The following is a 14,545-nucleotide window of genomic DNA, read 5'->3' as shown; positions in this document are numbered from 1 at the left end:
AGGTCACGTGACAGAGCGATCCGGAAGCACGCCCGACATCCGGATCGCGCCGCTTACCCCGGCCAATCGCGCCCTGGTGGCAGCACTGCGGCTGGCCCCCGACCAGATGGATTTCGTCGCGGGCAACGCGGCCTCGCTGCGCGAAGCCAGATCCGATCATGACGCGCGGCCGCGCGCGATCATGGCCGGGGATCGTGTTGTCGGGTTCCTGATGTACGAGGCGCCAAGCGATGACGACGAGGCGCGCATCTATCGGTTCATGATCGACCGCGCCAGCCAGGGCAAGGGCTACGGCAAGGCCGCGCTGCGCGAGGTGCTGCGCGAAATCGGCGGGCTCGGTCACATCAGGCACGTCTCCATCTGCTACGAGCCGGAGAATGAAGCGGCACGCCAGCTCTACCGTGCCGCCGGTTTCGTCGAAGAAGGGCTCGACGAGGATGGCGAAATGATCGCCGACCTCGCCCTGCCGGCATCGATGGGCGATCAATGAGGCCCGCCGCGAATCCTTCGCCTCCGGATTTGCCCGAGGAAAGCTCCCTGGCGCAGGCACTGGCCGCCATCGCCCCGCATGGGGTCCGCACCGGATGCCGGCTCATACGCGAAGGCGACGAGACCCATCTTTTGCCCGAGGAGGCGCGTTCCATCCCCGCCCGCCAGCCGGCCATGCGACGAGCCAGCGGTGCGGCCCGCTGGATCGCGCACCGCCTGCTGGCCGACATCGGCATCAAGAACATCGCCATCCCGCGCGCGCCGTCAGGTGCTCCGGTCTGGCCCCACGGGACAATTGGTTCGCTCGCTCATGACGACGACATGGCCGTGGCGGCGGTCGCGCGCATTGCCGATATGAGCTCGCTCGGTATCGACGTCGAGCCCGCGCTGCCCTTGCCCGATGACGTTTTCGCGCTCGTTGCAACCGGCGCGGACCGGATGGATACAGCCGACCAGCATCTTGCCGGCCGCATCCTCTTTGCCGCCAAGGAAGCGGTCTACAAGGCCGTCTATCCGCTGGACCACCAGGTGCTGGGCTACGAGGATATCACCGTGGACCTGAACACAGGCCGCGCGACGACAACGACCGGCCGCAGCGCCAACCTCGTCTACTGCATCGCCCCGCGCGTGGTCGTACTGGCGTTTATCGGGGAATAACGCATCGTCTATTCGGCCAGAATCTCGCGATAATCCCTCACCTGCCCATCCAGCCCGCGTATCCGCCAGCTCTCCCCGTCCCGCGCCTCGATGGAGCACGGCCCGAGCGGCACCTTGCCGCCGCCTTCCGGCAGGTCGAGCACGTAGACGGGATTGCAGATACCCGACAGCCGCGCCCTCAGCGCTTCCACCAGCGCCTGGCCCTCGGCGATCGTGGTGCGGCGGTGGGCCATGCCGCGCGCGAGATCGCCATGGTGCAGGTAATAGGGTTTTACCCCGAGCCGATACATCAGTTCACGGCAGAGCTCTTCCAGCACCTCGACGCTATCGTTGACGCCTTTCAGCAGAACACTTTGGTTGAGCAGCACGAAGCCGGCTTGCCGCATCGTCCGGCAGGCCGCCTCGGCGGCGTCGGTTATCTCGCGGGCATGGTTGAAATGGGTGACGACGGTGACCATCAGCCGGCCCTGCAGCGCTTCGACCAGGCCTGATGTGACGCGTGTCGGCAGCACCACCGGCACGCGTGTGTGGATGCGCAAGAGCCGAACATGCGGAATGGCCTCGATGCGCGCGAAGATTTCGGCCATCGCCTTGTCCGGCAGCGACAGCGGATCGCCGCCGGTCAGGATCACCTCGCGGATTTCGGGATGCTCGGCGATATAGGCCAGCGCCGGCTCCAGCGCCTCGCGCGTGTAGCCGCGGCCGATCGAGGTCAGCGATTCCTTGCGGAAGCAGAAGCGGCAATAGACCGCGCACTGATAGGTTGGGAACAACAGCACCCGGTCGGCATGGCGATGCGTCAGCCTGGGCACCGGGCTGAAATCATGGTCGGCGATCGGATCGCCAAGCTCGCCCTCCGTTTCCACCAGTTCGCCGGGCGACGGGATGACCTGCGCGCGGATCGGGTCGGCCGGGTCGTTCCAGTCGATCAGGTCGAGATAGGCTTTCGGCGCACGCACCTTGTGCCGGCTGGCGGCCTCCTGCGCGGCTTGACGCTCGGCGGGCGACAGCGGCAGGCGGTCGAGATCGCGAACATGGCGCACGCCCTGGCGGACATCGTCCTGCCAGGCGGCGTCGGGGGCGCGGGTTGCTTCTTTCAGGTCAGTCATTGCAGGTCTCGGCTTTTCGCGCGGACCTATCGGCCGGATGGCCCGCGCGGTCAACCACCGTGGCAGCATCCATTGTCATGCACCGAGATCCGCCGACCCTTGCCGCGCAGCCGGCTCACCCAGCGCCCCCACCCCTGCCAGCCATCCCCACAAAAGCACTCTCAATCGTCTCGAACCTCAGTTCCGGATAAAGCGCCCCCGCCTCCGGAGTGCCCGTCTCAAGCGCGGTCTCGCCGCGGATCCAGAACGCCCGCAGCAATCCAAGCCCTGGCGCCACCGCGATCATCGCCTCCAGTTCGTCAGCGCCCATGTTCACGATGCGCGGCGCGCGGCCGCTCACCCGGCGCCACAGGTCAATCATCGCGCCCTGCGTGATCCTGTTCCGCGCGATGCGGATTTCGCGGCGGACAGCATTGGGATCCTCCAGCGCGCGCATGGTGACGGCGGCGATATCCTTCTCGCTGACGAAGGTCGCCGGCACATGGCCGTCGCCATAGAGCGTCACCTCGTCCGGCGGCAGCGGTGTCGATCCGAAGCGCGTCAGGTCGCCCAGCGTCGCCACCCAGGTCGAGAAGAAACCGTTGGTGTAGATCACCGTATAGGGCAGGTCGGCCTCCCTGACCGCGTCGAACACGGCCCTCTTGATGTCAAGCGGTGCGATCGTGCCGGGTGCGGCGGCGGCAAAGTCGAGGCCGAAGCCGGCGGATGGCACGAAACGGGAGACGCCGACATCTTTCACGGCGCGCACCAGCGTCATCTCGCTGGCCGAACCGACATGCACCGAGCTGATGACGCGATCCGCCTTGCCGACGGCGCGCACGAGGCTGTCATAGTCGTCGAGATCGCCGACATGCACCGTGGCGCCCAATTCCTTGAGCGGGCGCATCCGCGCTTCGTTGGCTGAAGTGGCTGCCCGGACCAGGACATGCAGGCTGTCGCCATTGCGCGCGCTGGCCTTCGCCATCTCGCTGCCGAGAAGTCCCGTCGCGCCGATGATCAGGGTGCTGGTCATATCCCCCTCCCATTGCCCGGAATTCCATTACCAAGGACAGAGCCGTCCCAGTCGCGCTCGAAGCCGATGTCCCGCAAGCGGCGGTCGGAAAGTCGGGAAAGCCGGCGCAGCGTGCGCCGGCGCTCGAACGCTGCCGTGCTTCGCATGGCGAGGCCGCTCATCGCGGCGCCGATATATCCAAGGGTCGGACTCATTTTTCGTCTCCTGTGTTCGCTAGACGCAAGCGTGCCGTGCCGCCCAACGGGCGAGCATGATGATCGCTCACATCAATGTCTGGTCTTCAGCGCATCGATGAACCGGAAAAGTCCGATATGGATGCGCGGTGCACGCTGAATATCCGCTATTTTCAGGCTGGACGACAAACGACTCTTTGTGCAGGATTTGTGAGCAATGCTCACAGGTTGAGATCATGCCGCGTCGACTGCCACCCCTGACCGCTCTGCCCGCCTTCGACGCGGCCGCGCGGCATTTGAGTTTCTCCAGGGCGGCGGAGGAACTCAACCTCACCCATGGCGCAATCAGCCGTGCCATCCGCAACATCGAGGATAGGCTGGGCATCCAGCTTTTCGACCGGGGGACGCGATCGGTGCGCCTGACCGCCGTGGGTGCTGCCTACGCCTTGGAAGTCGGCAAGGCGCTCGACCAGATCGCCGCCGCCACCATCGCCGCCACGCCCGACCGCTCGACGCGCATCCTGAGCGTCAGCACATCGGATGGCTTTGCCGGCCGCTGGCTGGTGCCGAGGCTGCACCGCTTCCATCGCGCCAATGCCGAGATCGACGTGCGGCTGGCGACCTCGGGCGTGCTGGCCGATTTCGTCAGCGACGGCATCGACATCGCCATCCGCTATGGCAAGGGCGGCTATACCGGCGTGACGGCGGAATTTCTCGCCGACGAAGAAGTCTTCCCCGTCTGCAGCCCGGAACTTCTGCAAGGCGAACATCCGCTGCGCCAGCCCGGAGATCTCCGGCATCACAAGCTGATCCATGACGCCTTTCGCATCGACTGGGCGACATGGCTGCAACAGGCCGGCGTCGAGGGCATCGACCCCAAACGCGGTGTGCGCTTCGATTCCGCCACCTTCGCCGTCGAGGCCGCCGTGCATGGCGAAGGCGTGCTGCTCGGCCGCAGCGCGCTGGTCTCGGCCGACCTCGCGTCAGGGCGGCTGGTGCGACCCTTCGGCCTCGCGCTGAAATCGGCGGCCAGCTACTACCTCGTCTATCCCGACGGCGCGCTGCGGCAGAAAAAGGTCAGGGCATTCCGCGATTGGCTGTTTGCCGAGGTGGCGGCTGACTGGGTTGGGATGCCCAAGGGCGGCTGAGGAAGGCTTGTGCCTATGCCGCTCTCGACCCCACCAACCCCAGCCGCGACAAGCTCTCGGCCGTTGCGACAATCGCCTCTTCGGCCGGGCGTGCAAGCAAGGCTTGCGGCGCCGCGCTGACCCCAACCCGGACCCTCGGCCATACCTCCCCACAAGGGGAGGTATGGAGCTCAGCTTTTCCGCATTTCCGGAAGAGCGCTATCTTGGAGGCCGGCAGGGCGCCTCCTCACCCTTCCCCTTGTGGGGAGGGTCGCTGCGAAGCAGTGGGGTTGGCGCGTCGCCGCAAAGAGCAAGCGAGACAGGTGGACAGCTCGGGGCTGTCCACCTGGCCCCCGCCTGGTGCATGCCGCCCCAAAGAGGGCATCGGTTTTCAGGGAACCGACATGCAGGCCCCGCGGACAGAGTGGACGCTGGCGTCCGCGGCGACCAGTCGTCATATGACGACTGGCGCATGCGGCAATGGCGCTCCCGCCTACTCCTTGGCGCGATAGGCGTCGGGCACGACGAACACTTCGTCGGCCCGGCCATAGCCGCCGTCGGCAACCTCTTCCACCAGCACCATCGTGGTGGGTCTGGCGACTTCGCCGAAAAAGTCGACGAACATGGCCGTGGTTCGGTGGATGAGGTCTTCCTTCTGCGCCCTGGAGAGTGCGGCCTGCGGTACCTTGATGTTGGCGAATGGCATGATCGTTTCCTTGCTTCTCGAGGTTGGATTTCAGGCTTTGGGATGGAGCAGGTCGGCAAGGCCGATCCGTTCCATGAGTTGCGCGCGCACGCGGTCGGCAACGCCGTTGACGATGGCGGCGCCATCATCGGAAGGGTCGATATGCACGCGAAACGGGCGGCTGCCGTGCGGCATCGCCACGAGGTCGACGATTGCCCGGGCGATCTCGGCCGGGTCGGCATCCACCGGCTCCAGGGACGCCAGCCCCGTCAGCACCTTCTGGTCGACATCGGCATAGGGACCGGCCCAGTAAGCGTCGGCGCGCTCGGTGTCGGCGGGTGCCGCCGCGTGATGAAAATGCTCCGTGCCCTTGGTGAAGGCGCCCGGCACCACGATCGTCGTTTCGATGCCGAAGCGGGCGAGTTCCAGCGCATAGCTCTGCGCCAGCGCGTCCATGCCGGCCTTGGCGGCGAAGTAAGGCGCCAGGAACGGCGGCGTGCCGCCGCGCGTGCTGCTCGAGCCGACCCAGATCATTTGGCCCCGGCCGAGAGAGCGCATATGCGGCAGGGTCGCACGGTTGACGCGCTGCGTGCCGACGACATTGACGTCATAGAGCTGAGCCAGCTGTTCAGGCGAGAACGCCTCGGCCGGCCCGAACCCCATATGCCCGGCATTGTGGATCAGCACGTCAAGTTGGCCGGCCTCGCCCAGTATATGCCGGATCGCCGCTTGCGCCGAGGCATCCGAGGTGACGTCGAGCGCGACGGTCTTCAGCGCCACGCCCGCGTCACGAGCGAAGTTTTCCATCTCGGCTACCGCGGCGCCACGCGCCGAGGGGTCGCGCATCGAGGCATAGACAGTGTGGCCGGCCTTTGCGAGCGCCCGCGCGGTCATCGCGCCGAAGCCGCTGGAGGCGCCGGTGATCAGGATTGTCTTTTGCATCATGGCCTCCTCAGATCACGCCGCCATTGGCGCGGATGATTTGTCCGTTGACCCAGCCGCTATCCGGCCCGGCGAGGAACGAGACCACGCCGGCAATGTCGTCGGGCTGGCCGAGCCGGCCGAGCGGGATCATCTTGCCAATGGCCTCGATCTGCGCCGCGCTCTTGCCATCCGTGAACAGCGCGGTCTCGACCGGTCCGGGCGCCACGGCGTTGACGGTGACGCGGCGCGCGCCAAGCTCCTTGGCGAGGATATGCGTCATCGCTTCGACGGCCGCCTTGGTGGCGGCGTAGACGCCATAGCCCTGCTGGTAGAGGCCAACGACGCTGCTGGAGAAATTGACGATGCGGCCGCCGTCGCGAAGCCGCTTCGCGCCTTCGCGCATGCCACGGAACACGCCGCCGAGATTGATCGCGACCTGCGTGTCGAACGACGCATCATCGGTCGCCGCGATCGGCGACAGTCTCATGATGCCGGCATTGTTGACTAGGATGTCGACGCCGCCGAAGGCCTTCTCGCCGGCGTCGAAAAGTGTTGCGATGCCGATCGGGTCGGCGATGTCGGCCTGCACGGCGATCGCCTTGCCGCCATCGGCGTCGATCGCGCCGACAAGCGCTTCGGCCTCGGCGCGGCCCCGTGCATAGTTGACGACGACGGCGACGCCGTCGCGGGCGAGCCGCCGCGCGATCGCCGCACCGATGCCCTTGGAAGCGCCGGTCACGATCGCGGTTCTGGTTGGATTTGTCATGGAAGTCTCTCCGTATTGCTGGTGACACGGATATAGGCCAAGCCAGCTTCCGGATAATCAGCCGCCTCTTGACATCACTATTCGGAAACTGCGAACAAAGCCCATGGATCGTCTGGACACGATGCGGCTCTTCGTCCGCGTTCTGGAGCGGCGCAGCTTCACCGCCGCCGCCGCCGATCTCGGCCTGCCGCGCTCGACCGCGACGGAAGCGATCCGGCGGCTCGAGGAACATCTCGGCGCGCGGCTGCTGGAGCGCACGACACGCCAGGTGAACGCCACGCAGGATGGCGAGGCCTACTATCAACGTTGCCTCTCCATCCTGGCCGAGATCGAGGATGCCGAGGCCGCCTTCCGCAACGCCGAGCCCTTCGGCCTGCTGCGCATCGACGCCAGTACGCTGCTCACCCGCACCTTCCTGTTGCCGCGCCTGCCGGAGTTTTTGGCCCGCTATGCCAGGATCGACCTGCAGATCGGCCAGAGCGACCGGCTGGTCGATCTCGTGCGCGAGGGCGTCGACTGCGTCATCCGCGTCGGCGAGCCGCCCGACAGCGGCATGATCATGCGCCGGCTGGGGATGATCCGCGAGATCACCTGCGCCAGTCCCGCCTATCTCGAACGCCACGGCACACCCGCTTCCCCCGATGCGCTCGACGGCCACCAGGCGGTGGGCTTCGTTTCGTCGCGCACCGGCGAGGTGCTGCCCTTCGAGTTCACCGTCGGCGGCAAGACGCGCGAGGTTCGATTGCCGGGCCGCGTCGCCGCCAACAATTCCGACACCGCCGCCGACCTGGCGCGGCTTGGCCTCGGCCTCATCCAGGCGCCGCGCTATCGCTTCGAGAAGGAGCTTGCCGACGGCACGCTCATCGAGGTGCTGGCCGACTACCCGCCATCGCCGACGCCGCTCTCGGCGCTCTACCCGCAAAACCGGCAGCTCTCGCCGCGCCTGCGCGTCTTCCTCGACTGGGCGGCCCGCATCTTCGCCGAGGCGAACTTGTAGGAGCAATGCCAGGAAAAGTGTGTGGTGATTTTCCCGGGAAAAACGCCTGGCGTTTTCCCTTGGGGATCGCATCAAAACAAAGAGATAGGCTTCCGTCGTTGCCCATCGGCGCCATCTGATGCCATTGTTGCCGCGACAGCGCGCCATGGGGAGATGGAGCGCCGCCAGGGAGGACCGACATGACCAGCATACGAGCCGGCTTGCCGCGCTATGAGGATGCCGTTTCGCGCTTTCGCATCGAGGATGAGATCGCCAGGCTCGACGGCGACCCGGCGACCGGCATCAATGCCTATGTCGAATGCTGCGGCCGCCATACCGGGCAGGACCGGCTGGCGCTGCGCGCGATCTCCGCCGGTGGCGAACTCCGGCTGTTCAGCTTCGATGACCTCGCCGATATGTCGGGCCGTGTCGCCAATATGCTCAAGGGGCTGGGCGTCGGCCCCGGCGATGTCGTGGCCGGCATGCTGCCGCGCATTCCCGAACTGGTGGCGCTCATCCTCGGCACCTGGCGCATCGGCGCCGTCTACCAGCCGCTGTTCACCGCTTTCGGGCCGAAGGCGATCGAGCATCGCCTGGGCTACAGCGGCGCCAGGCTGGTGGTGACCAACCCGGCCAATCGCGGCAAGCTCGACGAGATCGAGGACAGCCCGCCGATCGCCACCATTCTTGGCCCCAATGATGCCTTGCCCCAAGGCGACATCGATTTCCGCGCCGCGCTTGCCGCCGCCTCCCCCGATTGCGAACCCGTCATGCGCAAGGGCGAAGACCTGTTCATGATGATGTCGACATCAGGCACGACGGGCCTGCCCAAGGGGGTGCCGGTGCCGCTCAGCGCCCTGCTCGCCTTCGGCGCCTATATGCGCGACGCGATCGGGCTGCGCCCCGACGACGTCTTCTGGAACATCGCCGATCCGGGCTGGGCCTACGGCCTCTATTACGCCATCACAGGCCCGCTGCTGCTCGGCATCGCCACCACCTTCAACGAGGGCGCCTTCACGGCTGGGAGTACCTACGAAATCATCGAGCGGCTCGGTGTGACCAGCCTTGCCGGCTCGCCCACCGCCTTCCGCCTGCTGCTGGCCGAAGGCCCCGAGGCCGCCGCTGGCGTCAAGGGCCGCCTGCGTGTCGTGAGCAGCGCCGGCGAGCCGCTCAATCCGGAAGTGATCCGCTGGTTCGACACCCATCTCGCCGCCCCCATCCACGACCATTACGGCCAGACCGAGAACGGCATGATGGTCAACAACCACCACGGGCTTGCGCATAGGGTTCGCGCGGGATCGTCCGGCTTCGCCATGCCGGGCTACCGCATGGTGGTGCTGGACGAGGCCGGCAACGAACTTGGCCCCAACCAGCCCGGCGTCCTCGCCGTCGACATCGCCAACTCGCCGCTGCGCTGGTTCGACGGCTATCACCAGGTCGAGACACCCGCGATGGCGGGCGGCTATTACCGCACCGGCGACACGGTGGAATACGAACCGGACGGCTCGGTCTCCTTCATCGGCCGCGCCGACGATGTCATCACCTCGTCGGGCTACCGCATCGGCCCCTTCGATGTCGAAAGCGCGCTCATCGAACATCCCGCCGTCAACGAGGCGGCCGTGGTCGGCGTGCCCGATCCGCGGCGCACCGAGATCGTCAAGGCCTTCGTCATCCTGGCGCCCGCCTACCAAGGCAGCCCCGAGCTTGCCGAGGAGCTGGCCCAGCATGTCCGCAAACGGCTTTCCGCGCACGCCTATCCGCGCGAGATCGACTTTGTCGCCGAACTGCCGAAGACGCCAAGCGGCAAGATCCAGCGGTTCCTGCTGCGGAAGGCAGAGGTGGAGAAGCGGAAGTTGTGAGAACCCGCGATCAGGCCACGAACTCCAATCTGATCCGATCTTCAGCCGAGGCGCGCACGAAACAAGGTCGAGCCATCCGCCAGGCGCGACCTGGAGATGTCGCGCAATCCAGCCTCGGTCATCCAGGCGCGGTACTGACCTTCCGTGTAGGATTCGCCGTGGCGATAGAGGTTCAGGAAGGTGAGATTGAGAAAGACACCCTCGGGCGGGCCGAGGCGGTCGTCATCGACGACACCCCACCCCGCGATTGCGATCTCGCCGCCATGCGTGAGGCAACGCGCCGCGTTCAGGATCGCACTGCGCGCCTGGTCCGGCGGAAGGACCTGGACGACGGCCTTCAGGATCGCCAGATCGTGCCGGCCGATCGATGGCGCCACGGTTATGTCCCCCTCTTCGACAGTCACGTCCTCGGCACCATATTCGGCCAGGATGGAAGGCGCGACCGCAGCGACCGTCGGGAGTTCCATCAGCGTCGCCGCGATCCGTGGCCACCGCTCGCGAAGTCCGACCAGAATGGTCCCGGCGCCCCCGCCGATATCGATCACCGAACGGATCGTGGAGAGGTCCATCTCCCGGGCCAGGTTTCTGCCGAAAACCACCCCGCCCGGTGCGAGCATGCGGCTGAAGGCGGCCGCCGCCTCGGGGCCGGCCTCGGAAAAATCGTGCAGCGCGGCCGGCCGGTTCTGCCGCAGCGACTCGGCGGTCAAAAGGTCGGCTCCCCAGAGCTCGCGCAGCAGCGCATGATCGCCGCCGCGATAGGTCGTCTTGGACGCGTCGAGGAAGGCCGACGCTTCGGCTCCGTTGCGAAAGCGACCATCCTCGACTTCGAGCAGACCGATGCTGGCGAGCGCATAGAGGAGCCGCGACAGACGATCGGGCTCGACCTTGAGCGCGGCCCCCAGGCTGTCGGCGGTCGCCACATCGCCACCGAGCCGGGTGAAGATGCCAAGGTCCAGCCCGGCGCGAAGCGCCAGTGCGGCGGGCACCGCCGCGATCAATCCGTCGATCCGATCATGATCCGCCATCTCACGCCCCCTGCCGCGATCCAGGACCGAGCTTGAAGCAGCTCACTTGAGATTGGAACCTCCGTTCCGCGGAAAATGTTGCCGCCTCGACCAACTCGCGCGGCGTCGGCGGAGCGCCGCCTACCCTCTTGCAGGTTGGTTCTAGATCACCGCGCGGACCCTGCCTGCCTTGTCGAGGCGACAGCGGACTTGCGCTTGCCGGACTTCGATGCCGCCTCGTCTCGCATAGTCTATTCGCACCATGATCGGCGCCGTCAGCGCGCTCCCGGATTGACGCAAGGCACCCGCGCTTACCGCACGGACACGGACAGCGCCAAGCGGCTTGGCGGCGGACATGATCGCCGCGCGGCAGGCTTGTACGACCGTGGCCGGCGTGCCTGGTTTCGCCGTCAGGGCTTCCAGGGGTGCGAAGGGATATCCCATGGTGAGGTCGCCCTGACCGGCTTTGGAAGGCCTGAGGACGGATGGCAGGAGGATCGGTTGCCTGGTGGCCTTGGCCAGGGTTGTCGCTGTCATGGCGGTGGCCGTGGCTGTCGCGGCAGAGCCGGTGGTGGCGGCGGCCTGGCCACCGGGAGCGGCCGTCGATCCGTTTTGGGCGGACGAATCGGCGCCCACGCCGACGCTGGTCGACACGCCTGCACCCGAGGTGCCAACGTTGCCGCTGGCGCTGACCGACCCGCTGCCTGCGCCGACCGAAGCTCCGACGTTGGCTCCGCCAACGCCATCGACGCTCGCGCCCACCCCTACGGATGCGCCTTGCGAACCGGCGCTCACGCCGGCGCCGGCGCCGAGACCGCCGGCCCTGCCGCCTATACCTGCTTCGAGAGCCGAGGCAGGCCCGATTGCGATACCCATCGTCAACGCGGCCGCGAAGTATTTCTTCATTGTCATCCTCCCAGCGCCATGCATCTCGCTCACCTGTCCTTCACTGCGCGGGTGGTCGCACCGGGAGCAATGCGGTTGGAAGAGCGATGGTTGCCAGCAGGACAGGTTGCGGCGACTTTGGGCCTTTCACTTTCCGTTTTTTCGGCAGGTCCGGGTTACGGGCTGCGACCGGACGCGATGGCGGACTTGCGAGCGCGCTCTCGGAGGTACCTGCCTTGGGCGCGCGCATCTCGGCCGCGGTCCGACGCTTGTCCTTGATGGCGTCGATTTCCGCACGCGCGGCACTGAGGCTGCGGGCCAAGCCGTTGGCCCTCTCCCGCTCCTGGTCCAGCGCCGCACTCAAGCCTATCGAGCTCTGCTTCAAGGCGTCCCGTTCCTCGCGGGCACTGTCGAGGTCACGCATGGCTGAATCCGCCCGTCGACGTTCCAGTTCGAGCGCTTCTCCGGCTTGGTTTGAAGCGGCGTCAGCCACTTGCCGGTCCTCCAGGGCCTTGGCCTGCTCCGCCGCGGCCAGGTTTGCGCTCGTCTTGAGAGCATCGATGGTCTGCCGAGCCGTGGCGAGTTCCTGTTCCAGGAGCTCGGCCTTGTGGCGCTCCTCTTCCAGCGCCTGGTTCGCGGCGGCGTGGGAGGCATCGGTGGAGGGATGCGTTTCAGGCATCGCGCCTTTCTTGCCGTCCCAGAGACTGGCTTCCGCCCTGAAATCTTGGATGGCGCGCAGCGCGGTGTCCAGGTTGGCCGTGAGCGCTTCGTCCGTTTGCTGCTGCTCTTTCAGGGCCTGCGCTTGCTTGGCCAGTTCAGCCCGTGCAGCGGCCAATTCGCGGCGCAAGGCCTCCTCCACCGCGCCGGGCGGCGTTTGTGGGCCGTTGAGGGCATTCGCTCCGCCGGGCGCGGGATTGAATATGTTGGTTCCGACCGCGCCGGATCGCACATTGCCCGGTTCTTTCGCGATATCCGTATGGTCCGAAACCGCGACCGACGAACGGCCATTGACCGCGGCCGTCGCGGACGCATCGGGCGCCAGCTGGCTGTTCGCGGGAGACGCAGACAGCAGAACGAGGATGGACGAAACAAAGGACAGCGTGGCCTTACACCCGCTGCCAACTATCCTGTGAAGTAGAACAAAAGCGCGTCGCTTAATAAGGGTGAAGTCAAAGAGCCGGCATTTGGCCCTGGTACCTTGCAAATGATTCATCACTTGACCTCACCTGGCGCGACCCTCACCGCGATCGTATTCTCCACTTAGTTCGAGCCACGGCGCTGGATGCCGCGTCACCGCGACGCTATCTTCTATTTCTCTGCTTGTTGTCATTCGAACGAACGAAACTTTCCCTGAGACGACCCTGTTCGGATCAGCCGCGCCGAGCATGCCCGGCCGCGCGCGACCAGACTTACGCAGGCCGGATCGATCGAGCATCCGAACCTTGACTGCACGGGGGCGTGCGGTCTCTTGTCCCAGCGCGGAAGGCAAGGGAGATGCCCACCTGGAAAAGATCATCCTGGACCGCGACCCCGGATATGATGACGCCATCGCCATCCTGCTGACCGCCGGCAATCCGAACATCGATCTCCTCGGCCGCTGGCCCGGCCTTCTCAGCTCTGGTCCAGCTTCGTCCGGATTGCGCCGATGGCATTCACGATCGCGTCGGCGGCTTGGCGATCAAGCGCGATCTCAACCATGCCTTCGGTCGTCTGGATCGAGAGGATACCGAGCGTACCCCTGTCATCCTCGACGGTGCTGACGTGGATTTCAGTTGGCACGAAAGGCCGTGCCTTGTCCTTACGCTTCATCGGATACCCACATCATCGAGCAGCCGACAATCGTGCAACTTTTTGACACATACAAGCCAGCTCAGGTTGAATCTCGCCCGGGGTGAAGATCTCCCGCGTGGCCGCCCGCTTCATGGCTCGGTGCCGCCCGGGCGTCGCACCTGTCACAGCACATTCATTGTTGGCGGATATTTTGTCGACACGTCGTTTTCAGCTGCGATGCAGGAAGCGCCATGCCTGTTCACCCTCGGTATGATAGCGGTTGCCCCAAAAACTCCGTGGAGCTGTCGGAGGGTTTTGGTGGTTGGTTTGTCCGCGTATGCGAGAACGACCAGGAAATTTTCCATCAATTCAGGCGTGAGCGCGATGCGATCGCCTTCGCGGGCACGCAGCGCAAGCGCCTTGGGCTGCCCCGTCCGCCGGAGCGGGCAGCAGCCGACGGCCGCAAGACGGTCGGGAAGATCAACCAGATAGCGGATGTGCTAAGAACCAGGGGGCTCGGTCGGTTCTTCCAGTTGTCGCGACGCTGATCGAGGAGTGCCAGGCGTCCGCAACTCGCGTCGGGCTTTTCATGTTTTCTGATACGGCTTCCTTTACACGGCCGGCGGAAGCCGGCTTGATCGATCCGCCAATGGCCGCACGGAGGATCCAAGCTCGAGGCCGGTCTGGCCCGAACTCAGTGCGCCACGCCATCCGAAGCGTGCAGCAGCCGCCACGCCGAACCAACTCGCCCGTCGAATTGCGCCGCAAAACGCTCCGCCGCCACATCCTCCAGGCCGTCATCGACGAGCGCCTCGATGCTTCGCCGCATCAGGGCGAGCTGCATCCGTCTGGCGTGCTCGAGGTCGGCCTCTCGCATGATTTCCGTCACGTGGTAGGCGATGACGGGTTGGCCGAGGCACGACACAAGCGCGTTGGCCTCGGCTGTTACAGTGGTCACCGCGTCTTCGATCTTCATTGTGGCGATCCTCATCAAGAATGATGCTGACGCCTCCCTGCAAGGCGACGGTGGTCCGTCGCTTATTCTTTTGATTTCAGACTGCCGCGCGACCGAAGGCTGCGCGCCAGGCCAATAATTGCTGTCTTCTCAG

Annotated in this window: 17 protein-coding genes; 6 read left to right on the top strand and 11 right to left on the bottom strand. The window is 65.9% G+C overall.

What is annotated here, in order from left to right:
• Window positions 1-7 precede the first annotated feature (7 nt).
• Window positions 8-490, top strand: coding sequence for a GNAT family N-acetyltransferase (locus EB815_RS16510; protein WP_065005309.1), 483 nt, complete (start codon window positions 8-10; stop codon window positions 488-490).
• Complete coding sequence (locus tag EB815_RS16505; RefSeq protein ID WP_065005308.1) at window positions 487-1,146, top strand: 4'-phosphopantetheinyl transferase family protein; 660 nt, start codon at window positions 487-489, stop codon at window positions 1,144-1,146. Before EB815_RS16510 ends, EB815_RS16505 begins: the two co-directional genes overlap by 4 nt.
• A gap of 8 nt (window positions 1,147-1,154) precedes the next feature.
• Here the strand turns inward: EB815_RS16505 and EB815_RS16500 are convergent, their stop codons facing one another.
• From EB815_RS16500 to EB815_RS16490, 3 genes are all read right to left on the bottom strand, one after another.
• Window positions 1,155-2,255 (bottom strand): KamA family radical SAM protein, encoded by a 1,101-nt coding sequence (locus EB815_RS16500; RefSeq protein ID WP_065005307.1) that lies wholly within the window; start codon window positions 2,253-2,255, stop codon window positions 1,155-1,157.
• Between the two features lie 115 nt (window positions 2,256-2,370).
• Window positions 2,371-3,267 (bottom strand): NmrA family NAD(P)-binding protein, encoded by an 897-nt coding sequence (locus EB815_RS16495; RefSeq protein WP_065005306.1) that lies wholly within the window; start codon window positions 3,265-3,267, stop codon window positions 2,371-2,373.
• On the bottom strand, window positions 3,264-3,461 hold the full coding sequence (locus EB815_RS16490) for a DUF1127 domain-containing protein (protein ID WP_081294865.1): 198 nt from the start codon (window positions 3,459-3,461) through the stop codon (window positions 3,264-3,266). The genes EB815_RS16495 and EB815_RS16490 overlap by 4 nt, the downstream gene beginning before the upstream one ends.
• Window positions 3,462-3,676: 215 nt before the next feature.
• On the opposite strand from EB815_RS16490, the gene gcvA reads away from it, so the two are divergent.
• Entirely contained in the window at window positions 3,677-4,588 is a 912-nt protein-coding gene (gene gcvA / locus EB815_RS16485; RefSeq protein WP_056571208.1) for a transcriptional regulator GcvA, read from the top strand.
• A gap of 472 nt (window positions 4,589-5,060) precedes the next feature.
• Here gcvA and EB815_RS16480 read toward each other — a convergent pair whose 3' ends face one another.
• From EB815_RS16480 to EB815_RS16470, 3 genes are read right to left on the bottom strand one after another with little or no spacing between them, the layout of a single operon-like run.
• Window positions 5,061-5,273, bottom strand: a complete 213-nt coding sequence (locus tag EB815_RS16480; RefSeq protein ID WP_065005305.1) for a tautomerase family protein — start codon at window positions 5,271-5,273, stop codon at window positions 5,061-5,063.
• A gap of 30 nt (window positions 5,274-5,303) precedes the next feature.
• Entirely contained in the window at window positions 5,304-6,197 is an 894-nt protein-coding gene (locus EB815_RS16475; RefSeq protein WP_065005304.1) for an SDR family oxidoreductase, read from the bottom strand.
• Between the two features lie 7 nt (window positions 6,198-6,204).
• On the bottom strand, window positions 6,205-6,942 hold the full coding sequence (locus EB815_RS16470) for an SDR family oxidoreductase (RefSeq protein WP_065005303.1): 738 nt from the start codon (window positions 6,940-6,942) through the stop codon (window positions 6,205-6,207).
• A gap of 103 nt (window positions 6,943-7,045) precedes the next feature.
• Here EB815_RS16470 and EB815_RS16465 point away from each other — a divergent pair, with 103 nt between their 5' ends.
• Complete coding sequence (locus EB815_RS16465; protein ID WP_065005302.1) at window positions 7,046-7,939, top strand: LysR family transcriptional regulator; 894 nt, start codon at window positions 7,046-7,048, stop codon at window positions 7,937-7,939.
• Window positions 7,940-8,118: 179 nt separating this feature from the next.
• On the top strand, window positions 8,119-9,777 hold the full coding sequence (locus tag EB815_RS16460) for an acyl-CoA synthetase (RefSeq protein ID WP_065005301.1): 1,659 nt from the start codon (window positions 8,119-8,121) through the stop codon (window positions 9,775-9,777).
• 41 nt (window positions 9,778-9,818) lie between these two features.
• On the opposite strand, the gene EB815_RS16455 is transcribed toward EB815_RS16460, so the two are convergent.
• The 4 genes from EB815_RS16455 to EB815_RS16440 all read right to left on the bottom strand — a co-directional run bounded on the left by EB815_RS16455 (window position 9,819) and on the right by EB815_RS16440 (window position 13,475).
• Window positions 9,819-10,775 (bottom strand): methyltransferase, encoded by a 957-nt coding sequence (locus EB815_RS16455; RefSeq protein WP_245303352.1) that lies wholly within the window; start codon window positions 10,773-10,775, stop codon window positions 9,819-9,821.
• A 168-nt stretch (window positions 10,776-10,943) separates the two neighbouring features.
• The gene (locus EB815_RS16450; RefSeq protein WP_065005299.1) at window positions 10,944-11,687 is read right to left on the bottom strand and encodes a hypothetical protein; all 744 of its coding nucleotides are present in this window, start codon (window positions 11,685-11,687) and stop codon (window positions 10,944-10,946) included.
• 40 nt (window positions 11,688-11,727) lie between these two features.
• Window positions 11,728-12,879: a hypothetical protein gene (locus EB815_RS16445; RefSeq protein WP_065005298.1), complete on the bottom strand. Its 1,152-nt coding sequence runs from the start codon at window positions 12,877-12,879 to the stop codon at window positions 11,728-11,730.
• 398 nt (window positions 12,880-13,277) lie between these two features.
• Complete coding sequence (locus EB815_RS16440) at window positions 13,278-13,475, bottom strand: hypothetical protein (RefSeq protein WP_056571190.1); 198 nt, start codon at window positions 13,473-13,475, stop codon at window positions 13,278-13,280.
• A gap of 212 nt (window positions 13,476-13,687) precedes the next feature.
• Between EB815_RS16440 and EB815_RS16435 the strand changes: the two genes are divergently transcribed.
• Window positions 13,688-13,984: a hypothetical protein gene (locus EB815_RS16435; RefSeq protein WP_196772380.1), complete on the top strand. Its 297-nt coding sequence runs from the start codon at window positions 13,688-13,690 to the stop codon at window positions 13,982-13,984.
• 146 nt (window positions 13,985-14,130) lie between these two features.
• On the opposite strand, the gene EB815_RS16430 is transcribed toward EB815_RS16435, so the two are convergent.
• Window positions 14,131-14,412 carry a hypothetical protein gene (locus tag EB815_RS16430; RefSeq protein ID WP_245303351.1) on the bottom strand — a complete coding sequence of 94 codons (282 nt, stop codon included), beginning with the start codon at window positions 14,410-14,412 and terminating at the stop codon, window positions 14,131-14,133.
• Window positions 14,413-14,545 lie beyond the last annotated feature (133 nt).

It is taken from the genome of Mesorhizobium loti (genome assembly GCF_013170705.1).
GTDB classification, from domain to species: domain Bacteria; phylum Pseudomonadota; class Alphaproteobacteria; order Rhizobiales; family Rhizobiaceae; genus Mesorhizobium; species Mesorhizobium loti_D.
This window is presented reverse-complemented; position numbering and strand designations above follow the sequence as displayed.